The organism is Glutamicibacter mishrai (genome assembly GCF_012221945.1).
Classification (GTDB): Bacteria; Actinomycetota; Actinomycetes; order Actinomycetales; family Micrococcaceae; genus Glutamicibacter; species Glutamicibacter mishrai.
Genome location: NZ_CP032549.1, coordinates 1,443,535 through 1,468,375 on the forward strand (window position 1 = coordinate 1,443,535; position 24,841 = coordinate 1,468,375).

Here is a 24,841-nt window from a genome sequence, read left to right on the forward strand (position 1 = left end):
GTTCATAAATGTATTTGAGTTTCCCCGCAACTAGTGAACACGTAATCCAGCTCATACAGTCAGCGTTAGCACGGTCCCGTAGGAGGCTGAGCCTTCGATGACCCACAAGGTGCTAGCGTCCCCGCCGGTGCGGCGCCCGGCCCAGATAATGGCGCGTTTGATGCCTGCCTCAGTGGTGGGGAAGTCGCGGGTTTCGATGTGCTCGCCGGTGTTGGCGAGGATGGCATAGACATGCTTTTTCGCGTGGGTATCCATGCCGATGATGTAGGAGTATGTTTTGGTGACGGTCTGCTAGATGATAGGCATGCGGCTGAAGTGATCCTTCATTTTCATGGATGGGGCATTCGGCCGGGATGCGGCCGGTACCAGTCCGGGAGAAAGGTCACCGTCGGAGCAACACTGTGATGGGTCACACCCCATGGGGTGGACAGTCTTCTGATCAGGCTACCGTGGTGGGCCGGTTAGCTGCCGGCCGCTCACTACCGGGAACAGACAATTCTCCCGAATGACACCGTGAGGGTCGTGTCCACTATGAGTCATGCTCTCGGCCGTGGGAGGCCTGGTTCCTACCTTGCCAGCTGATCCCAGACCAGCTACTACAAGACTCACAGCCGACTTCTATGTTGAACAGAACCAGGCTCGCTTTGGCATCGAGATCGGCTTGCGGGACAAAGACGACGCCATTAGCCCCGAAACGTTGGAATATGAACTGCGACTGGCCGAGGAACGCCATGTCCCTCGGCTTTTAATCACCCCTACGTCGCTGATGGATCAGAAGGCGTGGGACATCTTGCGGCGCGTGTGGGGTTCGCCAGAGTCTTCCGACAATAAGAACTGATGTCTGGCTAGCTCACCGGTGGATGCTCAGCGATGCAGAACAAGTTGCCTTCTGGATCCGCAAGGGTGGTCCACTGAACGTGTTCGTGTTCTTCAAGGACATCCCACTTGTAGGTTGCGCCCAACTCGATCGCTCGCCGGACTTCCTCTTCACGGGAGCCCCAAGGAACAGTCAGATCCATATGCGAGTCCTGCGACTGCAGACGTGGTTCGCTGCTTGGCTGGAAGAACATTCCGAATCCGTCTGGCCCGTTCGGCGCAAGATAGAAGCTGTCGCCTCCACCGGAGATTTCATTGCCGGTCACTGCCGACCAGAAAGTCGCTTGCGCCTGCGGATTTTCAGCGGTCATGTTGATGGCGCCGAGGGAAATCTTAGAAGAGGTCATTTCCTCACGATAGCCTGCATTGCTCTCGATCACTACTAGCTGGTCATTAGACTTTCATATGGGTATTGACGGATGACAAAGTACTTCCCTCACCTATGCAGGCGGTTCTTGGCCGCTCACAATTTCTCGCCACACTGTACATCAGCTGTTAAATCTATACGTGGCAGACTGCTGAGCCTATGGTGTACCCATAGGGCTCTGCCGGCGCCATCGGAAGTCCAAGGAAATCTCATCTTGCATCGAGGCTCCTCATGAATTCTCATCGCTGCGACGAAAGCTACCGTCAGCTAAGTGCCTAGGTGCATGACGCGGGTTTAGCTCGGCGCAGACATGCCTACTACGCAGCGTCCATCCTCGGATGGATACTTGCACTGGCGGGCACCATGGTGGCGGTCGCCTTTCTCGGCGATACCTGGTTTCAACTTGCCGTAGCGATATTGGCAGGCGTCGTTTTGACGCAACTTGGGTTCCTGACCCACGAAGCAGCACATCGTTCGATCTTTGCCTCACGAGCATGGAACGAATGGACTCGCGCTGCATTTCTGCACTGCTGATGGGCCTGAGCTACAGCTGGTGGATGGCAAAACACAATTCGCATCACGCCAACCCGAATAAGGAAGATGCAGACCCGGATGTTCATTCAACGGTGCTGGTTCTCACCCCTGGAGCCACCATCCGCCGAAGAGGATTTCCTGCTGAGATATCTCGTTTTCAACGATGGTTCTTCCTTCCTTTGCTGTGTTTTGAAGGATTGAACTTGCACGTGGCTTCGCTGAAGATGTTGCTCTTCACCTCTGGAGTCAGACATCGGATAGTCGAACTGCTGATGATCATTGCCAGGCATAGCGCTCTTGCGGTGTTCCTATTGGCATACCTACCTCCGGGAAAGACCCTTGCGTTCCTGGGTGTTCAGCTAGTCGTCTTCGGGGTCATGTTGGGCGGTGCTTTCGCACTCAATCACATCGGGATGCCAACAGTTCCCCGGGGAGTTCATCTTGACTTCTTAAGACGTCAGGTTCTCATGTCCCGAAATATCAGCGACGGTCCCCTGATTCGGTTTCTGATGGACGGATTACAATACCAGCTTGAACACCATCTGTTTCCGATCATCCCCGCGCCCACAACTGCCTGAAACGCATGGCCTAGTCCGTCAGCGTTGCAAGGAACTCGGCATTAGATACACAGAGAAGAGCTTGTCCGAAGCGTTGTTCCATGTCGTTTCGTACCTGAATCAGGTGGGATTGCGGACTCAAGATCCCTACGCATGTCCCTTGGTCCAGAGATACCGTGGCTGACGCTAAAGAACGACAAAGTGGAGCTGACAATGAAGATTAGAGTTCACGGTGCCATGTCTGTAGCCTCGGGCAATTGCGGGTTCACTGCTCCGCGGATATTTCAGAATCGCCCAGAAAATGGCGGTTTTGCGGAGCTGCTGCAGGATGAACCTGGTGCGGAGGACCAAAAGGCCGCCCTGGAGGCAGAATATCTGTGCCCTTCTGGCGCGATCCAGATTGATAATCATCGAATTCCGGTTCAAAAATGGAGAAACGGTACACCTAGGTTCGAAGCCTAGGCAGTGGCATCTACAAAGCAGTGCGTCCAGCGAACAGCGAACGAGGCCTTACTGATCGTTGATCACAAGAATCTATAGCCGGCGCATCGTTGCCCGTATTGACCCCAGCGTTGCTTCGGTCCATGCCTGGTCTTCGCGGGTAGGCGTTCCTCGCGGCGTCTTCCAAAGCTCTTGGCCAGGACGGCAAACGCCCCCAGCCATAATCAATGGCTGAGGGCGCTTGTCACCTGATCGAGGATCTCTAGTGCTCGCTGATGCGCTCACTATTGGTGTCGTCGTGAATTGCTGTGGCATCTTGCGGTGTTCCGCGCTTCTTCAGGTTCTTGCGCACCAGTGGCCAGAAGGCAACGAGCACCACGGTGGCCAGCAAGCTGGTCCACACCTGGGTTCGACCGCTCTCGGAGCTGAGCATGACTCCCAGCACGCCGGCGATAGCGACAAACAGCAGGATGTTCAGCCACGGGTGCAGCCACATCTTCAGCTTCAAGCCGGCAACCTCTTCGGGGGTCATCTTCTGGCGCAAGCGCATCTGCGTCAGCGAAATGAAGACGTAGACGAACAATGCCACCAGGCCGGCAGAGTTCATGATGAAGTCGAAGACTCCCGAATTGGGAGCAGCGAAGTTCACGATGGTTGCGATTACCGCACCGGAAGTGGATGCCACCAGCGCCCACAGCGGGACGCCGTTCTTGGAACGGCGGGCCACGAACTTGGGTGCGAAGCCCTGGTCAGCCAGCGCGGCGAACATGCGCGAGGCCGAATACAGGCCGGAGTTGAGCACGGAAATCACCGCGGTGAAGATGACCAGCTGCATGATGATCGCCGCTCCCGGCAAGCCGAGCAGTTCGAAGACCTTGGTGAATGGCGCGGCGGCCACGTTCACTGGTTCAGGCAGCTCATCCCAAGGAATCACCATGGTGATGATCAATACGGCGCCGACGAAGAACAGCAGGATACGCCAGATCACGGTGCTGGTCGCCTGCTTGATTCCCTTGGCTGGGTCTTCCGACTCGGCCGCTGCCATCACCGCGATCTCAGTGCCGAAGTAGGAGAAGATCACCAGTGCCACACCGGTCAGCGCCACACCGAAGCCATTCGGGGCAAAGCCTCCGTGATCCCACAGGTTGCTGACCGAGATTTCGGCATCAGGCCATAGGCCCAAGGCGAAGAGCAGACCGGCTCCGAGGAAGACCACGATGGCCAGGACCTTGATGCTCGCCAGCCAGAATTCGACCTCTCCGAAGGTGCGTACCGAGATGGCGTTGGTCCCGATGAATATCAGGATCAGCACCAGTGACCAGGCCCAGGCGGGGAGGAACGTGAACCACGAGTTCAGGGTTTCACCGCCAAGCACTGCCTCGTAGGCGAGCACACCCACCCAGAAGTACCAGTACAGCCAGCCCACCAGGTAAGCGGCCCAATTGCCCAGCCCTACCCGGGCGTATTCCATGAAGGAACCGATCGTTGGTCGTGCGGCGGCCATCTCGCCGAGCATCCGCATGGCAAGGAATACCAGCAGGCCACCGATGAGGTAGGAGATGATTGCCGCTGGTCCCACCGAGCGGATGACGTTGCCCGAACCGACGAACAAGCTTGCGCCGATGATTCCGCCGAGGGTAATCATCATGACGTGGCGCGAGCGCAGCCGCTTGGGCTCCGCCGTTGTTCCGGTTGGGTTGCTGGAGGGATCTTGTGTTCCTGCCATGGTGCCTCACTAGAGAAAAGTTCAATCTGCACGCGTTGCTGCAATGATTTTTCGTACGGTTCAGCATAAACGCCACGCTGTGAGCGAAGAAATTGTGTGTCTGCGCTTCCAGAGGCGGTGATGGAGAACTGGATCGCTCAGTGAACCAAGCTTGCGCAGCATCTGAACGCCTCCATCGAGAACCCAACATAACCCCGGATGTATCTGCGAATCCACGCGGAATCCGGGGACATACCACCACTGCAAACATCAAACTCCGGTCAAAGAAGTTCTCCAGGCATGCCCGCCTGGAGAAGGATCCACGAAGCGATCTCGGTGGAGAAGCAACGCGGATCATGGGCATCAGAAACCCGGAAGAAATCACTTTTTAACAAGTCATTTACCAGTTCTGGTTGGCTGGCTCCTTATGCAACGGCAGCACGAAGCCGGCGCCTCTTCCCTTGGAGGGAAGAAGCGCCGGCAACGTGTTCAGCAGGTCCTAGACGCTGGTCAATTCACTGGCTGAGGCAGACTCTGCGTCAGCCTGTTTGCGGCTGCGAATATGCTTCCACGCGGTGAAGGCCACGGTGATCACGAGGATTGCGTACAGCACGATGGTGATCGGGCTGGAGACCAGGATTCCCATGTCCCCTTCGGAAACGGTCAGCGCGCGGCGCAGTTCGGTTTCCGCCAGCGGGCCGAGGATCACGGCAATCAGCACCGGAGCCAATGGGATCTCGTAGCGGCGCATGACAAAACCGAGAAGGCCGACGCCCAGTAGGATCCACAGATCCAAGATGGCCGCGCTGATCGCGTACACGCCCAGCACCGAGAGCACCGTAATGCCGGCATACAGGTATTGGCGTCGAACCAGCAGCAGCTTGGCCCACAGCACCGTGAACTGCATGTTCATTATCAGCAGGATGACCAGGCCGATGAACAGCGAGGCGAGCAGGGTCCAGACCATCGGGCCGCTGCGTTCGAAGAGCAGCGGGTCTGGCTGCATGCCGTACTGTTGGAAGGCGGCGATCATGATGGCCGCAGTCGCCGAGGTCGGCAGGCCCAGCGCCAGTAGTGCGCCCATGGCGGTACCGGCCGTCGCGTTCGTGGCTGCTTCCGGAGCAGCCGCACCGCGGATCGAGCCCATCTGGCCGAACTCGATATCGCCGCGGCGCTTGGCCAGGCGCTTTTCGGTGGCGTAGGCCAGGAAGGTCGGAACCTCGGAACCGCCAGCGGGAATGATGCCGAAGGGCAGGCCGAAAGCGGTGCCGCGCAACCATGCAGGCAGTGCTTTCTTGATGTCGTGCCGGTGCAGGCGGGGACGTCCGCTGGGCTTGATCTTCTCGGCATCCGGGTCGCGGTGGATACGCGAGGCAATGTGCAGCACTTCACCCAAAGCCAGCAGGCCCACGGTGATCACGACAATGGAGATGCCGTCGAAGAGCTGCGGCAGGCCCAGGGTGTAGCGAATGGTGCCCGAAGGGCCGTCAACACGCACCAGGGCGAAGACCAGGCCGATGGCCAGAGCCGCCAGGCCCTTGATGATCGATTCGGAAACCACCGAGGAAATCGCGAGGAAGGCGAAGACCGCCAGGGCGAAGTATTCGGCCGGTCCGAAGGCGGTAGCCAGCTTGACCAGGGTCGGTGCGAAGAATACGACCACGGTGGTGGCCAGCAGGCCGCCGTAGTAGACGCCGGCGAACATGATGAACGCCGCGGTGCGCACCGAGGTCGACCTCGCCCGCCTGCAGGGGCTGGTTGATCGCGATCTGGCGCTGAGCGATCCCGATGACGCCACCCGCTTGTCGACAAATATCGGCTTCCACCGGGCGCTATGGCACGCTGCGCACAACCCGGTATTGGAGGACCTGCTGGAGCGCTTGGCCACGCACCAGATCCACGCACCTTCATCCACGTTGTCGGTGGGCACCCGCTGGGTTGATTCCCTGGGCGAGCACCAGAGCATCGTTGACAGCATTCGCGATCGCGATGCCGCCAAGGCGCGCGATCTCATCCAGGCGCATATGGCCACCGCGAAGTCGATGCGCCTGAAGATGTTTGCGAATTTGATGCACTAGTTCCCACCCACACGTCGCAATCACCAAGCCGACCGATTCCCCAGCAACTCTCGGGAACCGGTCGGCTTCTGTGTGCCTCCCTGCGATTATTCACAGATCACCCTGAACAGGTCATCGGAAAGCAAGACCCACGCGAGACTTCTCTTAGTGGAAAACTCGACTTTTCGATTCTGATCATTATTCGCGGAGGCAACGAATGGGTAGTCACGACGAAGGGAACTGGATCCTTGAGTGCCGGGCAAAGGTCGGGCACGACCTTCGACTTCTTCCCAACAATGTGGAAGTTCGCCTCTGAATAGGCCAGAAGAGCATTGCTTTCAACACGGAAGCAACCATCTGCAAACTTTGGTAAAACGATTGCTCCAATTTGACAACTGATTGTGAGCTCGATGCCCAACACTTACCGTTGCCAACCGCATGCTGCATGCCTATGGTTCAACGATATAAGAGAGGTGCGTGCTTGTTAGTCATAATGTCCGCCGTATGAATTATGAGTAAATTGGTTACTCAGAATTTTGGTGGAGGACTTTATGAGCAATCCTGATTCCTGGCCACAACTCGCCTATGAAGAACATATTTGGGAGTCCTCCGCTCACTTTTGGGGCGTCAACGCCGAATACACCAACACAGGACTGCGCTATGCAGCAGCCATTCCTCCACAGATCGCGTCCCAAAGCATTAGCGGGCTCAACGCCAGCACTCTGCGCCATGCAGAGCAAGCAACCATGGAACTCATACGGTTCGATCAAGAACTCGGATCAATGATCGCCAATTTTGCTCCTGTACTGCTACGGTCAGAGTCCGCTTCTTCTTCGCAAATCGAAAACCTTTCCGCCAGCGCACGAGCTATCTTCAGCGCCGAACTTGGCCTGATCAAGAGTCGCAACGCAGAAATGATCGCTGCCAATACCAAAGCGATGGAAGCTGCCATTGACTTGGCTGAGGAAATAAGCAGCGGCTCAATCCTTAAAATGCACGAAGTTCTCATGTCTTCGCAAAATATTCATGCACCAGGTCAGTGGCGTGATGAACCGGTATGGATCGGCACCAATAGCCACAGCCCCCATGGGGCAGAATACGTGGCACCGCATTCTGCGCGTGTGCCAGAACTCGTCGATGACCTTGTGCTTTTCCTTCAGCGACAAGATATTCCCCCGCTGGTTCAAGTGGCTTTAGTTCACGCCCAGTTCGAAGCAATCCACCCTTTCACAGACGGGAACGGACGCACCGGCCGTGCACTAGCTCAGTCCACCCTCCGACACCGAGGTATTACGCGTAATGTAGCCATGCCCGTATCCGCCGGGCTTTTAGCAGACATCGACGGGTACCATCAGGCACTCACCGACTACAGGCAAGGCAAACCAGAGGCCATCATCCAAGCCTTCTCCGCGGCCTCGCTACGGGCGGTCGCGAACACACGGCAGCTCGTCACTGAAATTACTGAGCTCCGAAATTCATGGAACGACCGGTTCCACGCACGCAAATCAAGCAACGCGTGGGCAATCCTTGATTTGCTTATGACACAACCTGTTGTTACTGCGGCAACCGCAGCACAACACCTCGGCGTAAAAACACCGAACGTCTACCCGCCGCTGAAAGCATTGGTTGAAGCAGGAGTTCTCCAGTCAAAAAACGAGCACAAGCTCGGATTATTTTGGCGTAGCGACGAAGTGCTTCAGGCAATCGACCGGTTCGCTAAACGTGCAGGAAAGCGCAGCAAATCTTGAACCGAGCCCATTGATATTATCTGCGGGAGATAAGCCGAAGATTGCCGGGTTCAACCAAACTCACCACTCGCCGCTTGGCCTACCCACCAATTCAGTACCCCCATGCATGGTTCCGGTCGGTATCCCTAACGCCACCGGTTGCGGACCGCTGCTGCAGCAAGAGGACTCCTGCTGCGCCGGAGCATCGCACGAGCCACCCAGATCCGTGGAGCAGACTCCGGTTTCCGGCAGTTCCAGCTCCAGTCGCTCAGCTGCTTGGGCATCCCCGGAGAGCGCAGCGGCGATCGAGCGGATCTGCTCATAGCCGGTGGCCAGCAAGAAGGTCGGAGCGCGGCCGTAGCTCTTCATGCCGACGATGTAGAAGTTCTTCTCCGGGTGTGCCAGAACCTTCTCCCCGTGGGCGCTGACCGTGCCACAACTATGGAATTCTGGATCGATCAATGGTCCCAATTGCCGTGGCGCTTCAACGCTTTCATCCAGATCCAGACGCAGCTCAGAAAGCATCTGCAGATCCGGGCGGAAACCGGTCGCGGCAATAATGCGATCCACCACCAGCTCTCGCTCGTCGGCCAAGACAACCGTCAGTTGCTCTTCAGGCTTCATCGCTGCCACCGAGACGTTCTCCAGCAGTTGCACGTTGCCGTTCTCCACCAGCCGGCGCAGGCTTGTGCCTAGTTGCCCTCGCGCGGGTAATTGGTCAGCGGCTCCTCCTCCGTAGAGGCGAATCGGGTTGGCCACCCCACGCAAACCCCATTGGATCTTCGTGTCTGGGTACTGCTTCTGCAAGCGGCCCAGGGCGATGATCGTATTGGCCGCCGAATGCCCCGCTCCGAGCACCAGCAAGGATTTTCCTGCTAGTTCCTGCCGGTCGGCGCCCAGCGGGTCAGGAAGTCCACCGAGGATGAATCCGCGTTCGCGAGCTTCGGCTTCACCGATGGCGTCGATACCCGCTCGGCCGACCGGGCTTGGCTGGTTCCAGGTGCCGCTAGCATCCACCACGGCGCGGCCGATCAGGTCCACCGGTCCATCCGCGGTTTCCGTACGTACCAGGAATGCTGACTCGTCGCGCCCTGCGGTGCGCGCCTTATCAGCTCCGCGGCCATCCTCCAGCAAACGACTCACCTTCACCACGCGGTGGCCATACCGGATACGCGGCTGCATTTCGGGGTGGGCAGCCAGAGGTTCCAGGTACTCGCGTACCAGTTCTCCACCGGTGGGTAGCTTGGTGATCCGAGGCGCTTCCCAGTCCCCCGCATATCCTTCGCATGGGGTTTCCAGCAGGCGCCTGGCTGCGGCGTCGATGTTGAATCGCCAAGGAGAGAAGAGCTTAATGTGCGCCCACTGTTGCATGGCGGCGCCCGCATGCTCCCCTGATTCCAGAACCAGGACTTCCTGTCCGCGTTCGCGCAGGTGTGCGGCGGTGGCCAGGCCGATAGGCCCGGCACCGATGACAATCACTGGATACGGCTGGCTCATGGATTTCTCCTTACCTTGCTGACAACGGTAGGTGATTAGTTGGCTGGAAGTAACTCGGAAATCAGGGTTTCAATCCGCCCGCGGATCTCATCGCGAATCGGGCGAACGGCCTCCACGCCCTGGCCTGCTGGATCATCGAGCTTCCAGTCTTCGTAGCGCTTGCCTGGGAAGATCGGGCAGGTGTCCCCGCAGCCCATGGTGATCACGACATCAGATTCCTTGACCGCTTCGGTGGTGAGGATCTTCGGGGTTTCTGCCGACATGTCGATGCCTTCTTCGGCCATCGCCTGCACCGCTGCGGGGTTGACGGAATCAGCCGGGGCGGAACCTGCCGAGCGGACCTCGATCCTTCCCTGGGCCAGATGCGAAAGGTAGGCGGCGGCCATTTGCGAGCGTCCTGCATTGTGGATGCAGACGAAGAGCACCGAGGGCTTATTGATATCAGTCATGATGATGTTCCTTAGGCTGAAGTGGTGGCGAGTTGGGTGGAAGGAAAGAACTTGCGTGACCAAAGGGCCACGTAAACCAGGGCTACCAGGATGGGCACCTCGATCAGCGGGCCGACAACGCCGGCCAAGGCCTGGCCGCTGGTTGCACCGAAGGTGGCGATGGCTACCGCAATGGCCAATTCGAAGTTGTTTCCTGCGGCGGTAAAGGCCAGCGTGGTGGTGCGCGGGTAGCCGAGATTCAGCGCCCTGCCGATGAACATGCCAGCGCCAAAAACGACTACGAAGTAGGTGAGCAGCGGGATCGCCATGCGAAGCACATCCAATGGCTTGGAAGTGATGTTATCTCCCTGCAAGGCGAAGAGCAGGACGATGGTGAACAGCAAACCGTAGAGCGCCCAAGGCCCGATTTTCGGGAGGAACTTGCCTTCGTACCATTCGCGTCCCTTGGCTTTTTCGCCAAGGATGCGAGTCAAGAATCCAGCCACCAATGGAATGCCGAGGAACACCAGGACCGAGGCGGTGATTGCTGCGATGGAGAATTCTGCGCTGGTGGTTTCCAGTCCTAGCCAAGATGGCAGCAGCTGGAGGTAGAACCAGCCCAGCGCGCCGAAGGCGATGACTTGGAAGATCGAGTTGATGGCTACCAGGACGGCCGCGGCCTCGCGGTCCCCACAGGCCAGGTCGTTCCAGATGAACACCATGGCGATGCAGCGGGCCAAGCCGACAATGATCAACCCGGTGCGGTACTCGGGCAAGTCAGCAAGGAAGATCCAGGCCAGCACGAACATGAAGGCTGGTGCGAGCACCCAGTTGATCACCAGCGAGGTGATCATGAGCTTCTTATCGGCCAGAACCTTGCCGGTTTCGTTGTAGCGGACCTTGGCCAAGACGGGGTACATCATCACCAGCAAACCGATGGCAATTGGAATCGAGACCCCGGCGACGGTGAACTGGTCAAGCAATTCCCCGAGCTTCGGGAAGATACGGCCGATTCCCAGACCCACGGCCATAGCAAGCAGGATCCACAGCGCGAGATATCGGTCGAGGAAAGAAAGCTTTTGCACCACGGGGGCGGTGTCTGGCGCGGGCGCGGCTGTCACTGAGTCATCACTCCAAGATTAGACATCGACGATTATCGATATCTTGAGTATGATGACATATATAGATGTTTGTCAATATATGGCAGGATCAACAAGAAAGCACGAAAATATGAGCGCGAACGCAGTGAATTCAACGGAACTCGAAGCCGAGATCCTTGATGCCCCGTGCTGCGTACCAGCCCAAGGCGACAACGTCTTGCAGGCCGAAGAAGCAGAGCAGCTGGCTGCACGATTCAAGGCGCTGAGCGACCCCAACCGCCTGCGTATTCTCTCGATTGTTGCCGCGAACGACAGCGAAGAGACCTGCGTCTGCGACTTGCCAGAACCGCTGGGACTCAAGCAGCCCACCGTCTCGCATCACCTGAAAATCCTGGTGGATGCCGGCATCCTGCATCGCGAAAAGCGCGGAGTCTGGGCCTACTTTTCCCTCGTGCCGGGAGCTCTGGAATCGCTGAGTTCCACCCTCGTGACACCCAAGAAGTAGTCGAAAGACTCTAGAGCCTCAACTCATAGAGGTAAGTATCCAGCCACTGTCCGGCCACCTCGCCCCGAGCGCCCTGTGCGATGCGCTCGCGCCGGCCCACCTCGCGGAACCCGGCTTTCAGATGCAGGGAACGGCTCGCCTTGTTCTGGGCGATAATCGAGGACTGAATGGTCCAATAGCCAAGCTCCCTGGCGCGGCTGACGAGTTCGTTCAGCAATGCCTGCCCGACTCCCCGGCCGGAACTTTTCGGATCAACATACACCGAATGCTCAATGACTCCACGGTAGGCAGGCCGCTCAGAAATCGGCCCGGCGGCTGCCCAGCCAAGCACTTCATCCGATGGTGACAGGGCCACGATGTTCAGAGCAGCGATTTTGCTCCGCAAGAATTTCTCCCGGGCCGGTGGCTCGGATTCGAAGGTCGCCAGGCCGCTGGAAATTCCAGCCGCATAAATCCGGGCTAATTCATCCCAGTGCTTTTCGGTCATATCGATGATTTGGAAGCCGAGTTCCTTGTTGATCGCCACACCCACATCCTATAACCGTCGTTGAATTCCGCAGGCAGGCGAGCAGAAAACAAGCGGTGCGAGCATCCCCATCTGCTCGCGCCGCTTGCCAGCTCTCTTACTTGGCTATCGAAACGAACCGATCGATTGCCAGCTCACCCGAAGTGGCATCATCAGCGTCATCCCCCAGGCCCATGGCACCGATTGTCTCGGTGGCCGTTAAGGCTCGTGTATCAGTCGAATAATTTTCGACAACAATCTGGCCATCCTCATGGATCCGCTGGCGATACTCAAATTTCTCGACTTCGCCTTGGCCCACGGCTGTGATATCAACCGGCACTTCCTTGAAGGTGCCCGACTCCCAATCCAGTTGCACCATGGCGCCAACTGCTGTGGCCCCCGTTAGCCGGGTGTCCATTGAGACTTCCAGCGGCTCGTCAACGTACAGATCCCGGGTCCCGTTCTCGACGCAATTCGAGTCTGCACCACCGTTGGATTGCGTTGGAGGAACTTCGTCCTCGGGACAGGTCCAATCGGTGATCACCCCGTAACCACTCCCGTCCTCCCACAGGCCCACATATCCGGTGTGCGCATCTCCCGCGACACCCTCCAGCTCTCCGATTTCGGTCCAGAACAGCTTCATCATCTGATCATGATTCTGCAAGTGCTCCACCGGTGGCACAATGGCCCGGCCTTCCGAACGCTCCAGCACCGCAGTGGCGGACGAGAAATCGATAGAACCGAACGTTCCGGACACCGTGGCTTCGCGGGTGCTGTAGCTGTTCGTGGAACTGTGGTGCCGCCACGAATCAGTGATTACTTCACCAACTCCGGTCACCACAAGATCAACCGGATATTCTCCGCCGACCTCGAATTCTCCTGACTCATCGTTGTAGATGTAGTTGATGAAGGTTCCCGAGATCGATGCCGATGCCAATTCCGGGTCGATATTCGCCACGGTATTCTCTCCGCTGACTTCATGCGCGGAGAGCAGGTCGCAAGCGCCTTCCTGATCGATCGATTCTCCCGGTTCACAGTTATAGGATTCGATGTACGCAGGAGAATAACCATCAGGATATCCGCTGATCAAAATCGCATGGACATTACCCTACAGCCCGTCCAACGAGCCTTCATGAACCATTTTCACGGAGAACCCGTAGTATTCCTCTTCAACAACCGGGCTCGCTTGGGCGGCACCGGCTCCCGACTTTGCCAAAGCCACCGCGCTCAGGCCCAGAGTTGTTCTATACAAGATCTTTCGCATAGTTTTGTCTCCCCATTGAGGCGAAAGGAATGCGGCCAGGATCCCGACCACCGGTGAATCATGCATCTAGACAAAAGGGGTGGCAAGGCAGTTCACCATACCGTGCTCTTACCGTTACCATCGCCATGCCTCAGATGACACCACCACCCACCGTCGACTGAACAGATTCAAACTCGAACCCTCAGGTCGACCCGCCATAAGCTATGAGCGCGTCCCATCCTGTCTATAGTCAGTCCTACCAACTCGTTATCAAATGTCTGCGTCTTCCGTGACACCAGCAGCTCTTCAATATCGGCAATTTTTACGGGACCGATGCTGCTGGCCGCGATGGCTTCATGGACCGGAGGCTGGAATTCAACATGGTGGCTGACGGTGTTCTTCGCTGCACTCGGCCCGCTGCTCATCTTCCAGCTTTCGCTCAAGAATTGGCCATTCGCCAGTTCCCGATGACAGCACAGCAACGGCCACGGTGGGTGGCTGCGCCGCCCCGCCCTGGCCGTTAGCCGATGCTCCACCGCTATGGGGTACTGCGGTGCTCGTTCCTGATCTGCCCCACTAGCTCGGCAAGCATATCCTCCAAGGTCACCATGCCGGTCACTTGTTCTCCCTCGGCATCGCGCACCAGCGCCAGGTGCGCGCCGGAGAGCTGCATCTCCTGCAGCGCCGCGCGCACGCTTTGCTTGCCACTGAATGAGGGCAAGTCTCGGATCAAGCTACCTGGCAGCGGTTGCAGGCGAGCGTGCGCGTCTGCACCCAAGACGTCTTTGACGTGGACATACCCTATAGCAGTTCCGTCGGGTTGTACCAGCGGGAATCGCGAGAAGCCATCAGCGGCAGCCATTTCGACGTCCTCCACGGTGCAATCCACAGGAAGCGTCTGGACTTCTTCGAAACTGATGGCCACCGAATCGATGCGCCGGGCATCAAAGTGTAGCGCGCCCATCAACAGCTGCTCGTCGTGCTCGTCCAAGACGCCTCCTTCGCGGGATTCGGCGACCATGGAAGAAACCTCGTCACGCGTGAAGGTGCTGGCCACTTCGTTCTTGGGGGCCACCTTGAAGATGCGCAACACCACGTTGCCCATTGCGTTCATCAGCCACAACACCGGACGCAGGACCTTCACCAGAATAACCATGCTCGGCCCCAGGATCAGCGCCATGCGTTCCGGGCCAGCAAGGGCCATGTTCTTCGGCACCATCTCCGCGAGCACCACGTGCAGGTAAGTCACTGCGATCAGCGCGATCGCGTAGGACAGCGCGTCGATCATGCCCGCCGGGATGCCAATGGCCTCGAAAGGCCCGGCCACCGCGTACTTCACCAGCGGCTTGGTGACATAGCCCAGCGCCAACGAACACACAGTGATGCCCAGCTGCGCCCCGGCCATGACCAGAGAAACGTTTTCAATGGCCCAGAGGGTCATCTTCGCGCTGCGGCTGCCTTCGATGGCCTTGGGCTCGATAATGCTCCGGCGTGCCGAGATCAGCGCGAATTCGGCGCCGACAAAGTAGAAGTTCGCAGCAAGCAACAGGATCGTGACAAGAATTCCGAGAAGATCGCTCATCACTTCGCCTCCCCTTCTACCTGCTCGCTGACCTTCACGTCAATGGTGGCGATCCGCTGCTCATCCATGGCGTGAATAGTGAACTGCAGCTCCTTGGGCCCACTGCCTGGCTCGCCGGGCACAACTAGGTCAACGACATCGCCCACCTCGCCGAATCTGCCTAGCTGAACCGTGAGCAATCCTGCGAGGGTCTCGTAGTCCGCGTCGTGCGGGATGCGGCAGCCCAGCAGTTCATTGGCCTCGTCCGGGCGAAGTGCCGCGTCAAGCCGCCAGGTATCTTCCGAAAGCACCTGCACGGTGAAATCTTCAGGGTCATGCTCGTCGCGCACTTCACCGACGATTTCTTCCACGAGATCCTCCAAGGTCAGCATGCCAGCAACGTCGCCGGTCTCGTCAATCAGCACTGCCATCTGCAACCCGTCGCTGCGCAGCTGGTCCATCAGGTCATCAAGCTCGATGGTGTCAGGGACCAGCCGGGCTTCTTCGGCAAAGCCGCCCACCGGCGTCTGCTGGCGTTCTTCATAGGGGACAGCGAGCAGGGCACGGATATGCACGAGCCCTAGAATCCGGTGTCCGCTCTCGCCGGCCAGCGGGAATCGGGAGTGCCCGGTGCGCGCCGCCAGCTGGAGCACCTCGTGCACCGTTTGCTCAGCGCCCACGGTGACCATCCGGGAACGGGCTGTCATCACGTCGTGGCCGCGGCGGTTGCCGAAAGCCACGGTCCGGCGAAGCATCTCCGCGGTTTCCGAAGGTAAGACACCTTCGCGGGCCGAGTGCCCCACCAGCGCCACGAGCTCCTCGGCAGAACGGGTGGAGGCCAATTCCTCCTGAGGCTCGATGCCGAAACGGCGGACAATCCAGTTCGCGTTGCCATTGAAGAACGCCAGGAATGGCTTGGTCACGGTGCTGAAGCCGCGCTGGAATCCCACCACGGCCTTGGCCGTCTCGAAGGGCTTGGCAATGGCCAGGTTCTTGGGCACCAGCTCGCCGAACACCATGGTCAAGACGGTGGCCAGCACCAGCGCGAGGGCTATGGAGGCCGACCTGGCCAGCGCCTCGTTGAGTCCGAGGTCCTGTAGCGGCCCTACGACAAGGGCCGCGATGGCGGGCTCGGCCAAAAAGCCGATGCCCAAGTTGGTGAGGGTGATCCCCAGCTGCGCACCCGAAAGCTGGGTGGACAAGGTTTCCATGCCCTTCAGGACACCCGAGGCGCGGCGGTCGCCGGCCTCGGTGGCTTGCTTCACCCGGTTTCGATTGACCGTGATCAGGGAGAATTCAGCGGCTACGAACAAACCGCATCCGAGAATGAGGAGCATTGCTATGAGCAGCGAGATCCATTCCATTATTTGCACCCCCTGTCCTTCGAAGCCTGTGCGGTAATCCTGCCGGGCAGAGGGCTGGAACTATGAGATCTACTGTCGCCTGAAGCGTCCATCATTCCCTTCCGGCCACAGTATCTTCCTGTGGCCTGATGTGTTCTCACCATTATCCGGCACGCGGCAGGGCAATTTGCTTGAACCGTACATCTGTTTGCCGGATTCCCCACTTCTGCACAGCAATTTCATAGAAGAGCCAGCTGGAAGCCTCCATGAAGATGTCGGCGGCTTAGTCAATCACGTGACCATCAACCATCTTCTCCAAACATGAGGGCATTGCCGGCTCTTCACAATTCAGAGTGTAAACCGGGCCTGAAACCACCGGCCTCCAACAATGACCGTGCGATATAGTGCACCAAATTCCTGAACCCCAACGCGATACCCCGCAAATGCTCCAAACGACCATTCAACGCTTCGGTAGGTCCGTTGGAACTGCCAATATGATCAAAATACGCGAGAATATCCGTCTTCCTCCTACTCAGGGTACCGCCGAGCTTTTTCAACTCCGGCAACCCCTTCGGAACCTTCCTACCGATCTCGCTGATCAGTTGCTCCAACGCCCACCGCCCAACCTCAGGCTTGGGCTGCCGATAAGCATCCACCATCCTCTGATACACACTCCACACCAGCTGCACCGGTTCATGCTCCGGGACCTTGAACAGGCCTTCAAGCTAGGTTCTCTGCTTCTCCGTAGCCAAACTCAGCCCCGTGGTCAGAGTGCGCCGGCACTGATACAAAAGGTCTTCCTTGCGCCCACGCCGCCCGTACTGCTCACGCTGAACTCGTTGCCGCGTCGTATCCAACGCTTCGGAACCGAGCTTGACCACATGAAAAGGATCCAACACTTCCACCGCGTGGGGCAGTTCCTCGACGGCAGCGGTTTTGAAGCCGGTGAAACCATCCATCGCGACCACTTCAATGCTTTGCTTCCACCAATCATCTTGTTCGCCCAACCAGGTTTTGAATACAGCTTTAGATCTTCTAAGGGATCATGTCCAGCAGCCGTGCGGTACCGGTGCCATCACGCTCGGCAGTGAGATCCACAATGACCGTCACGTATTTGTCGCCGGTGCGAGTATGCCGCCAGACATGCTCATCCACACCAAGGACTTTGACCCCGTCAAAGCGGGTGGGGTCATCAATGAGCAGGCGTTGACCTTCGGCCAATACCGCCTCATTAGCGGTATTCCAATTGACTCCTAGACCTTCGGCGATCCGCGACACCGACAGGTGCTGGCAGACCAAACCGACCAACGCCCAGTGCAGCCCGGTTCTGCTGATTTTCTGCCGTGGCGCCACTGCGCTGCTGAGGTCTTCAAGCCACACTCGTCGGCAATAGGCACATCGGTAGCGGCGATGCTTGATGACCAGGACGGTGGGCCGCCAGCCGAAGGGTTGGTGGGCGATCCTGCGGATCACGGTATCGCGGGGAACACCCGGTGCACCGCAGGTGCGGCACCACGGGTCAGGGTTGGTGACGTGACAGACGATTTCGGCTTTCGTTTTACTCAAATGCTGACCGGCCGCGGTCAAGCCCAGCTCGTTCAGGCCGGTGAATGTCGTGAGGTCGGGTGCGGTGAAGGTAGAATTGAGCAACGCCGAGGTCTTTCGAAAATGGGTAGTGTGGTAACTTCCATTTTTCTGGGAGACCTCGACTTTTTAGTGCATTAACGGCATGCCCGGGATCCGGGGTGTTGGGTTTAGGTCGTTACACTCTTATTTCTGAAGAGCCACTTTGACCAACTCCGAAAAGCGGATAGTTCTTGGAGAACGCCGCATTTTTTCGATCATGCCGTCTATTGATGGCATGATCCGATGATCCCACTATTGATACCACACGGGCAAGGTTGAGTTCGTTTTCCCTCGTTCATTCTTTGAAAATAGACGCGTACCCATGAACATTCCGGAGGCAGGACTCGAAATGTTAATAAGCTCTAGAGCCCTATGCCTGAGCTGGTGCGCCTCCATAGGAAATACAGAGCGCTCTTACCTTTAGCGGAAGAGATCCAAGTAAGCCAATGAGTATCCAACGCGATATTCGGACGCTGGATTGTTGGCCACCATCTGTCGATCGCTGATCGCCATTTCGACCTGGTCGGTCACGATTCCATCCACCGGCATGCTCAGCAATTCACGGATGGTGGACTCGTCATTAACAGTCCAGACATAGACGTCTTGGCCTTGTTCGTGAGCCTGCTCCAATAGCTCGGGGCGGAAAGATGCCTGTTCCAACGTGTAGAAATCGCAGTTCACTCGTGGCAGCTTGCCCACGCTCATTGCGACAGTCAGGCCAACGCGGAGCTCGGGACGCTCGCGCTTGATTTCATTTACTGCCGTCGGACTCAACGAATGGTAAATGTTCTTGGTCGTTGTCCCCGTGGCATCAATGTCTTCAAGGAATCGATCCAGATACCCCTTGGATTCGTGGCCGGTGACCTTGAGCTCGACCAGAACGGGGATCCCCAGTTCGTCAGCATGTTCCAGATACTCCTGCATGGTGGGAATCCGATCGGTGAACCCGCCTTCGCGCACTGTCACATGTCGCACTTGTTCCAAGGTCATCTCATAGATGTTCTTGTTGACCCCGGACACCATGAGCAAGTTGGTGTCATGGCTGGCAACGAAGTGGCCATCCTTGGTTTCCTGGAAATCTGCCTCAACATAATCCGCGTGATGCTCCGCGGCAGCGTCTAGTGCGCCGAGGGTATTTTCAACGCCACCGGCCGAGTAACCGCGGTGCGCGAGAATCTGGGTGTCTTCCGCGCCGGAAACGGTTTGCCCCGAAGCCGGCAGTGCATAGAAGCTCACTGCCACGGCGAGCCCGAAGGCCACTGTTCCTGCCGAAGCGCGAGCGGCACGCGCCTGAACCGTTCGATGCTCCTTGGTCCGGACTTCAAATACCGAAGTAAGACCAAGGCGGTCTCGGGTCAGGGCGACCAGTATCTGGAGTGCAACAACCGTTGCAGCACCGATGATCATGAAGCCCAGTGTGTGGCCCAACCCAATGCACAGACTGGCAATTACCCCCGAGCTTTGTTCCGTCATCAGGCTGGTGGCAAGGTCCGAAATCCACACCAGGACTCCAACCAGCGCTGAGGCGGACAGCGCTGCGACGCCCAGCGGCAGCCCCACCAGTACCAGGTATCTGAAGAAGTTCTTATGCGTAGCACGCAAGCTACCGCCCAGCGCTGACAAAGGCTTCTTCTCGCCGACAACCAACATTGGCAATGTCAGGATCAGTCGAAGATTCACCCAAAGGATGGAGCCGATCATCAATACGTAGATGGCGGTACTGAGCGGAACCTTCAGATACTCACGGGTGACAAAAGGAGGAATTCCCACACCCTGGATCAGCACCGAAGAGAGTCCCAGCCCGCCTAGCGGCAGGGCGAGGAAGAAATAGACCATCAGCAACGGTGACGGATAGCTGAGCAACCTGCCCAGGCAAGTCAGGGTGTCGGCAAACATCTCACCAAGGTTTGGCGGTCGGCCCGACTGCTGCCGATTGACCATCACAATCAGTGCGACAAACTGGAGGCTCACGGCAGCCAAGGCCAGAACGGCGATGGCCAGAAGCAACAGCACAGAAATGGGCTGGCTCAAAAGCACGGTGTACGTCCGGTCGGTGACGTTTTCAAGGTGGCTGGTTTCAAGAGCCAGGCCGAAAAGGTACCGAATGGCGGGCAATACGCCTAAGCCGTTCACCAGCTGGATGACGCTGATGACGAGAAGATACCGGAATACGCGTGCGTGGCTAAGACGCCAGATACGGCGAAGGAACTCTGGTATTTCGGTGAACTTCGGGGCGCCTTGGCTGGAATCAGCATGGATTTGAGCAGAATGATCTTGGCCGGTTGAACCAACACCCATTCCACTGCCCACCGCTGTAAATCCCGTTCCTGTTGCGTGTATTGCTAAAGAAGACTAGCTACCATTCTATCGCTGCAGCTCTTTATCGGCTGTGGAGGAGGTCTCAGAATGCTCGGCAAAATATCGGCGTTTGCTGAACGCCGACTACTGGCCGCTGGTTTGGCTGCGGCCGCAGCCAGGAAAGATTGCCCTACTTCTTGAACGCCGGGGTGGTGACATCGCACTGGACGCGTTCACCCGGAGCACCGGTTTCGGAGGCAATCTCCTTCACACCATCCAACAGAACGCGGCAGGTCGCGGTGCCATCCTTATCAGGTGTCGCGGCAACTGAGGCATCCTTCTCAGCGGTGACCATGCTCTCTACAGACCAGACCTTGTTTTTGTTCTTGCCTGTGGCTTCCGTTGTATTTACGGATTCTTCAGTCACCGGGGTCGAATCCTCGCCGCGTTTTTCGGCTTCGAGGTAAGACACATCGTGCAGGCTGTCATCGGTGGTTCCGGTTACAGAGACCTCATAGGTCACAGCCCATGCGTCAGAAACAGCTTTATCGTAGGACTCCACTGCACCGCAGCCGGCAACGCCTACTCCCAGTGCCAGCATTGCGGTGCTCGCAGAGATTCGGGCAATGTTTCGCGAGGGGTCCGAGGACGAGAAGCGGCTCATTAAAATCCTTCAAGAAAAGTCATGCGGTTTAATCCACTATCCAGACTAGGGCCTCGCTCAGGGCTGTGTCCTGCCGACCAAGGACGACTTCCTGCCAACTCGCCTCCGACCCTGGGTGGAATTCTTGATGGATCAGTGCGCGGAATCAGGACTCGTTGTATCCATTGGTCAAGATGTCTCGCATCGATTCCACCGGGACATCAGCCACTCCGCAATTGCTTCTGAGCCAAGCAGTGGATGCGACGACGTTGAACAAGTCATTGCCTGTCACCGAAGCCCGAGCATGGCCGTTCTTTTGCGCGGCGGCCAGCAAGTCGTTGGTCGTTTCTATGTTGGTTGTGCAGGGAACCGAGAGCGGGCTGTCCTTGTATCCCTCTTGAGCGGCGGCTACCAGCGGTCCGGGCGCGTGGCCGGCGCATGGGCAGCATCACCGTGGTGATCGCGGTAGCTCCCGCTATTGGCCCCACCATCGCAGGCCTCATCCTGAGCCAGTTCTCTTGGCGTTTCCTGTTCTTCGTGATGTTGCTGCTGGCGTTGGCAGCCTTGATCCTCGGCGCGCTGTGGATGAAGAACGTGACCGAACCGGTTGCCACTCCGGTGGACGTATTCTCTGTTGTTCTCTCCGCCCTGGCGTTCGGCGGAATCGTCTTTGGGCTGAGCCATATCGGTGAATCCGGCGGCTCGGTGGGCGCGGGTGTCATCATTCCGCTGGCAGTCGGCGTGCTCGCTCTGGCAGTGTTCATCCTTCGTCAGGTCAGGCTGCAGCGCAAGGATCTGGCATTGCTGGATCTGCGAACATTCAAGACCCCGGTCTTCACGCTGTCCGTTATCGCCCTGGGCATTAGCGCCATGGTGCTCTTTGGATCATTGATCCTCTTGCCTACCTGCATGCAGAGCGTTCTGGGAATGAGCGTGCTGCAAAGCGGGCTGTTGTTGCTTCCCGGCGGCCTGGCCATGGGCCTGTCCTCGCCAATTATCGGACGTATCTACGACCGGTTCGGCCCCAAGCCTCTGGCAATTCCAGGCACCATCCTGATCACCCTTGCCATTGCCGCACTGTCGCTCTTGACGGTCCAGTGGCCATGGTGGGTTCTGCTGCTCATTCACGTCACCTTGAATATCGGTTTGGCGATGACCTACACCCCACTGTTCTCCACCGCCATGTCTGAGCTGCCCACCAGCATGGCTCGGCTGCAATGGGCACGCTTCAGCAGGTTGCCGGCGCCATTGGCACCGCGGTCTTCGTCTCCACGCTGAGCGCATTGAGCGCGACCGAGATGGCAGCCGGAACTCCTGCACCGCAGGCGATGGTTGCTGGCATGCATACCGCGTTCATCATTGCCGCTGTCATTTCTGTTGCGGGCATCGTGATCGCTTCATTCGTACGGCGTCCGGCCGAAAGCGCCGAGGGCAATCGCAGCGAAGTTCCGGCGCACTTGTAGGAGCTGCGACGTGATTCGCGATAGTCACCAGATGTGAATCGACGGGTAAATCGCCTGAAATCACGTGCATCTGACCACTGAAAAACGCTAATGGCGGGCCTTATATGGCCCGCCGTTAGCGTTTGGTTTTCACCGACTACTTAACATCTTCATTATTGGACCTCAACTGGCAAGACCCACACGAAAGGGACCGGGAGTCACTTTTCTTCCCGAAGCAGAACTTCGTGGTCACGTCCACCGTAAAATATGCCATGAATTTCAATACGGCTAGGCAACACGGCAAATGCGACGATCACCCTGCGGCGAAAACCAAGTGTTCGAAGTCCGGGACGAATATCGTCACGTGAAACCCCGCGCAGAGGATACTGCGGCAAGTCTTCACAGAAATCCATGATTTCCGAAACGAAAGCCTCTGCTCTCATCGCATAACCCGACTTTTCTGTGATCCAGGAATACAGGTCAGCCAGATGCTGTGCGGCGCTAGGAGAATAAACAACCTCGTAGGTCACGATTCATTCGCTGCCAGTCGTTCACGGTGAACTTGCGCTAAATGAGCTCGCACATCCACCGCACTAATTCCTTGAGAAGGGTCATTTCGAAGCTCGTCGTACGAAGCTGCAACTTCCTCCCGCAGCCAAGCTTCAACTGCGTTGTCTCTTGCAAACAACGCTCGAAGTCCATCGCGGATGACTTCACTTTCACTCGCGTAAGCCCCGGAAGCGACCCGGCTCTTAAGCTCTTTCGCCATTTCTTCAGGCAACGTAATGCTCAGCTGTTTAGTTGTGCGCATAATGCTTCTACCTCCAGTAGGATTCAATCCTACTCTTGCGAATCGCTGGCCAATAGATGCGGGTAGCAAAATGTGCAAAGTGAGCAACGCTGTCTGGTTGAGTACATCTTCCAAGGCAACAAACGATTCTCGCTTGGGCCTCTGATTGATCCAGCGAGTCAAATTCAATCAGCCCGTGTCGCACGCTGACCTGGAGGAATAGTTGGAAGTCAGGCCACTTTTGAACTGGCCCGCCTCCCAGCTCATGGATCTATTCGTCGGCTTCTTCGCCAAGCAACGTCGATTGCTCTGGCAAAGTGTCCCAGAAGGACGTATCTGCGGTTTCCACCGAACCATCAGCCACGGCCTTGATGGTGGATTCCAACGTCAGAATGGTCTGCTGGCGCAGATACCCATTGGACTTCTGTCCTAGGACGTAGTCTTCGTTGTAGTGGTCGCTCATTCCGCGCATTTCAAAGAGCAGGGTCGAGATGCCGTATTCGGCGGCGATGCCATTGCGGGCAATGGTGTTTGCGGTGCCCCCGACGTACTTGCCCAGGCGGCCCCAGCCGGTGGAGTCCACGTTCTGATAGACGATGGAGCCCAGTCGCTTGGACCCTTCACGCACTTCTTCCGACACGTCGGTAGTCGTTGGGTAGAGAATCGATCCCGAGACCAGCTCGCCATTGATGGCCGAACGGGTTCCCTGATGGTGCAAATCAATCATGTAATCGATATTGAAGGCAGAGAGCACATTGTTGTGCAGGGCTTGGATTTCGGGCTGGGTCTTGGCAACGTGATCACGGTTGATGTCCACGTTGTTGGCGTTGTAACGGGTGAGATGGCGATCCCCGGAGGCGATGTAGTCATCAAGGGAGAAGTTCACATCTCCCATGGCGCCATCCGGGTTGAGCATTGGCACCACCAGGATGTTGATGTCCTTGAGTACGTCCTTCATCCGGCCGCTTCCGAGGTGCTTGATCACTTCGAGGGTTCCCTCGGTGGTCAGCTGTTCGTTGCCATGCTGCTGGGTCAGGAACAGGATGGTCGGGTTGCTCGGGTCCGAGATGTACTTGGCCAGATACAGGTCGCGGCCCTTGACCGACTGGCCGATGACCTCGAGATCCAACGCCGACTGCTTGGCGTCCTGGGTCGTCAGTTCGGCGACCATCGAATCATAGGTGTGCAGGATCGAGGTGTTGGTCGTTCCGTTTTCATTGTTGTTCGGTCCCCCTCCGACGGCTTGCGCCGGGGCCATCCCGAGGCCGAGCATCAATGCTGAACCGGCGATGATGCAGGCGCCCTTCTTCATCGTTTGGGTTAGGAACAGTGGCGAACTTGCTGGCATGATTCTTCCTTCGTTCTTCCTCGACAGTGACGGGTGATGAAAGGATCGATATCCCCGGATCGAGGCGTTCGATCCGGCACTCAATCAGGGATATCAACGCGTCAATGTGACGCCCATCGCACTTGGTGCTGACACTTATCCTTACCGAAGAAAATGCGCCTCGCAAGGGAAAACAGGATATTACTAAACGCCGAAAGCCAGTTGCGGCATGAAGAATCCGCAACTGGCTTTCGGCGTATTCGACTGAG

General features: G+C 57.6%; 25 protein-coding genes and 2 pseudogenes. 8 read left to right on the plus strand and 19 right to left on the minus strand.

Features of this window, described 5'->3' with window-relative positions; genetic code table 11:
- Nucleotides 1-63: 63 nt before the first annotated feature.
- A pseudogene (locus D3791_RS06830) lies at nucleotides 64-255 on the minus strand (IS110 family transposase); the annotation flags it as partial.
- 283 nt (nucleotides 256-538) lie between these two features.
- Between D3791_RS06830 and D3791_RS06835 the strand changes: the two are divergent.
- Complete coding sequence (locus D3791_RS06835) at nucleotides 539-838, plus strand: hypothetical protein (RefSeq protein ID WP_172511707.1); 300 nt, start codon at nucleotides 539-541, stop codon at nucleotides 836-838.
- A gap of 7 nt (nucleotides 839-845) precedes the next feature.
- On the opposite strand, the gene D3791_RS06840 is transcribed toward D3791_RS06835, so the two are convergent.
- A complete protein-coding gene (locus D3791_RS06840) occupies nucleotides 846-1,223 on the minus strand; it encodes a VOC family protein (RefSeq protein WP_172511708.1) in 378 nt (125 codons plus the stop codon).
- 514 nt (nucleotides 1,224-1,737) lie between these two features.
- Here D3791_RS06840 and D3791_RS06845 point away from each other — a divergent pair.
- Both D3791_RS06845 and D3791_RS06850 read left to right on the plus strand, forming a co-directional pair.
- Nucleotides 1,738-2,355 (plus strand): acyl-CoA desaturase, encoded by a 618-nt coding sequence (locus D3791_RS06845; protein WP_216847365.1) that lies wholly within the window; start codon nucleotides 1,738-1,740, stop codon nucleotides 2,353-2,355.
- A 132-nt stretch (nucleotides 2,356-2,487) separates the two neighbouring features.
- A complete protein-coding gene (locus D3791_RS06850) occupies nucleotides 2,488-2,796 on the plus strand; it encodes a ferredoxin (protein WP_172510948.1) in 309 nt (102 codons plus the stop codon).
- A 241-nt stretch (nucleotides 2,797-3,037) separates the two neighbouring features.
- On the opposite strand, the gene D3791_RS06855 is transcribed toward D3791_RS06850, so the two are convergent.
- Entirely contained in the window at nucleotides 3,038-4,501 is a 1,464-nt protein-coding gene (locus D3791_RS06855; RefSeq protein ID WP_172511709.1) for an amino acid permease, read from the minus strand.
- A gap of 478 nt (nucleotides 4,502-4,979) precedes the next feature.
- Complete coding sequence (locus D3791_RS06860; protein WP_425483152.1) at nucleotides 4,980-6,206, minus strand: tripartite tricarboxylate transporter permease; 1,227 nt, start codon at nucleotides 6,204-6,206, stop codon at nucleotides 4,980-4,982.
- Between D3791_RS06860 and D3791_RS06865 the strand changes: the two genes are divergently transcribed.
- Complete coding sequence (locus D3791_RS06865) at nucleotides 6,184-6,558, plus strand: FadR/GntR family transcriptional regulator (RefSeq protein WP_172511710.1); 375 nt, start codon at nucleotides 6,184-6,186, stop codon at nucleotides 6,556-6,558. The genes D3791_RS06860 and D3791_RS06865 overlap by 23 nt on opposite strands.
- A gap of 530 nt (nucleotides 6,559-7,088) precedes the next feature.
- Nucleotides 7,089-8,285: a Fic family protein gene (locus tag D3791_RS06870; protein WP_022875773.1), complete on the plus strand. Its 1,197-nt coding sequence runs from the start codon at nucleotides 7,089-7,091 to the stop codon at nucleotides 8,283-8,285.
- Between the two features lie 60 nt (nucleotides 8,286-8,345).
- On the opposite strand, the gene D3791_RS06875 is transcribed toward D3791_RS06870, so the two are convergent.
- Genes D3791_RS06875 through arsB form a run of 3 tightly spaced genes read right to left on the minus strand, consistent with a single transcriptional unit; the run spans nucleotide 8,346 to nucleotide 11,310 of the window.
- Entirely contained in the window at nucleotides 8,346-9,761 is a 1,416-nt protein-coding gene (locus tag D3791_RS06875; RefSeq protein ID WP_022875774.1) for an FAD-dependent oxidoreductase, read from the minus strand.
- Between the two features lie 35 nt (nucleotides 9,762-9,796).
- The gene (locus tag D3791_RS06880; protein ID WP_022875775.1) at nucleotides 9,797-10,210 is read right to left on the minus strand and encodes an arsenate reductase ArsC; all 414 of its coding nucleotides are present in this window, start codon (nucleotides 10,208-10,210) and stop codon (nucleotides 9,797-9,799) included.
- 11 nt (nucleotides 10,211-10,221) lie between these two features.
- Entirely contained in the window at nucleotides 10,222-11,310 is a 1,089-nt protein-coding gene (arsB, locus tag D3791_RS06885; protein WP_281350623.1) for an ACR3 family arsenite efflux transporter, read from the minus strand.
- Nucleotides 11,311-11,419: 109 nt separating this feature from the next.
- Here arsB and D3791_RS06890 point away from each other — a divergent pair, with 109 nt between their 5' ends.
- Nucleotides 11,420-11,794 carry an ArsR/SmtB family transcription factor gene (locus D3791_RS06890; RefSeq protein ID WP_172511711.1) on the plus strand — a complete coding sequence of 125 codons (375 nt, stop codon included), beginning with the start codon at nucleotides 11,420-11,422 and terminating at the stop codon, nucleotides 11,792-11,794.
- A gap of 10 nt (nucleotides 11,795-11,804) precedes the next feature.
- On the opposite strand, the gene D3791_RS06895 is transcribed toward D3791_RS06890, so the two are convergent.
- The 9 genes and pseudogenes from D3791_RS06895 to D3791_RS06935 form a co-directional block, all read right to left on the minus strand.
- Nucleotides 11,805-12,320 (minus strand): GNAT family N-acetyltransferase, encoded by a 516-nt coding sequence (locus D3791_RS06895; RefSeq protein WP_246242411.1) that lies wholly within the window; start codon nucleotides 12,318-12,320, stop codon nucleotides 11,805-11,807.
- A 97-nt stretch (nucleotides 12,321-12,417) separates the two neighbouring features.
- Nucleotides 12,418-13,389 carry a hypothetical protein gene (locus tag D3791_RS06900; RefSeq protein WP_172511712.1) on the minus strand — a complete coding sequence of 324 codons (972 nt, stop codon included), beginning with the start codon at nucleotides 13,387-13,389 and terminating at the stop codon, nucleotides 12,418-12,420.
- An 18-nt stretch (nucleotides 13,390-13,407) separates the two neighbouring features.
- Nucleotides 13,408-13,563: a hypothetical protein gene (locus D3791_RS06905; protein WP_172511713.1), complete on the minus strand. Its 156-nt coding sequence runs from the start codon at nucleotides 13,561-13,563 to the stop codon at nucleotides 13,408-13,410.
- A 167-nt stretch (nucleotides 13,564-13,730) separates the two neighbouring features.
- The gene (locus D3791_RS06910; RefSeq protein ID WP_172511714.1) at nucleotides 13,731-13,985 is read right to left on the minus strand and encodes a hypothetical protein; all 255 of its coding nucleotides are present in this window, start codon (nucleotides 13,983-13,985) and stop codon (nucleotides 13,731-13,733) included.
- A 95-nt stretch (nucleotides 13,986-14,080) separates the two neighbouring features.
- Nucleotides 14,081-15,124: a hemolysin family protein gene (locus tag D3791_RS06915; RefSeq protein WP_172511715.1), complete on the minus strand. Its 1,044-nt coding sequence runs from the start codon at nucleotides 15,122-15,124 to the stop codon at nucleotides 14,081-14,083.
- Nucleotides 15,124-16,467, minus strand: coding sequence for a hemolysin family protein (locus tag D3791_RS06920; protein ID WP_172512923.1), 1,344 nt, complete (start codon nucleotides 16,465-16,467; stop codon nucleotides 15,124-15,126). The genes D3791_RS06915 and D3791_RS06920 overlap by 1 nt, the downstream gene beginning before the upstream one ends.
- A gap of 320 nt (nucleotides 16,468-16,787) precedes the next feature.
- Nucleotides 16,788-18,096: pseudogene (locus D3791_RS06925) on the minus strand (ISL3 family transposase).
- 396 nt (nucleotides 18,097-18,492) lie between these two features.
- The gene (locus D3791_RS06930) at nucleotides 18,493-20,370 is read right to left on the minus strand and encodes a glycerophosphoryl diester phosphodiesterase membrane domain-containing protein (RefSeq protein ID WP_172511716.1); all 1,878 of its coding nucleotides are present in this window, start codon (nucleotides 20,368-20,370) and stop codon (nucleotides 18,493-18,495) included.
- Between the two features lie 190 nt (nucleotides 20,371-20,560).
- Nucleotides 20,561-21,034 (minus strand): hypothetical protein, encoded by a 474-nt coding sequence (locus tag D3791_RS06935; RefSeq protein WP_022875785.1) that lies wholly within the window; start codon nucleotides 21,032-21,034, stop codon nucleotides 20,561-20,563.
- 336 nt (nucleotides 21,035-21,370) lie between these two features.
- Here D3791_RS06935 and D3791_RS06940 point away from each other — a divergent pair, with 336 nt between their 5' ends.
- On the plus strand, nucleotides 21,371-22,291 hold the full coding sequence (locus tag D3791_RS06940; protein ID WP_281350624.1) for an MFS transporter: 921 nt from the start codon (nucleotides 21,371-21,373) through the stop codon (nucleotides 22,289-22,291).
- Nucleotides 22,231-22,476: a hypothetical protein gene (locus D3791_RS06945; RefSeq protein WP_172511718.1), complete on the plus strand. Its 246-nt coding sequence runs from the start codon at nucleotides 22,231-22,233 to the stop codon at nucleotides 22,474-22,476. The genes D3791_RS06940 and D3791_RS06945 overlap by 61 nt, the downstream gene beginning before the upstream one ends.
- Before the next feature lie 197 nt (nucleotides 22,477-22,673).
- Here the strand turns inward: D3791_RS06945 and D3791_RS06950 are convergent, their stop codons facing one another.
- The 3 genes from D3791_RS06950 to D3791_RS06960 form a co-directional block, all read right to left on the minus strand.
- Complete coding sequence (locus D3791_RS06950; RefSeq protein WP_172511719.1) at nucleotides 22,674-22,985, minus strand: type II toxin-antitoxin system RelE/ParE family toxin; 312 nt, start codon at nucleotides 22,983-22,985, stop codon at nucleotides 22,674-22,676.
- Nucleotides 22,982-23,266 carry a ribbon-helix-helix domain-containing protein gene (locus tag D3791_RS06955; RefSeq protein ID WP_028268657.1) on the minus strand — a complete coding sequence of 95 codons (285 nt, stop codon included), beginning with the start codon at nucleotides 23,264-23,266 and terminating at the stop codon, nucleotides 22,982-22,984. Before D3791_RS06955 ends, D3791_RS06950 begins: the two co-directional genes overlap by 4 nt.
- 250 nt (nucleotides 23,267-23,516) lie before the next feature.
- A complete protein-coding gene (locus tag D3791_RS06960) occupies nucleotides 23,517-24,593 on the minus strand; it encodes a M14 family zinc carboxypeptidase (protein ID WP_425483153.1) in 1,077 nt (358 codons plus the stop codon).
- Nucleotides 24,594-24,841: the final 248 nt, after the last annotated feature.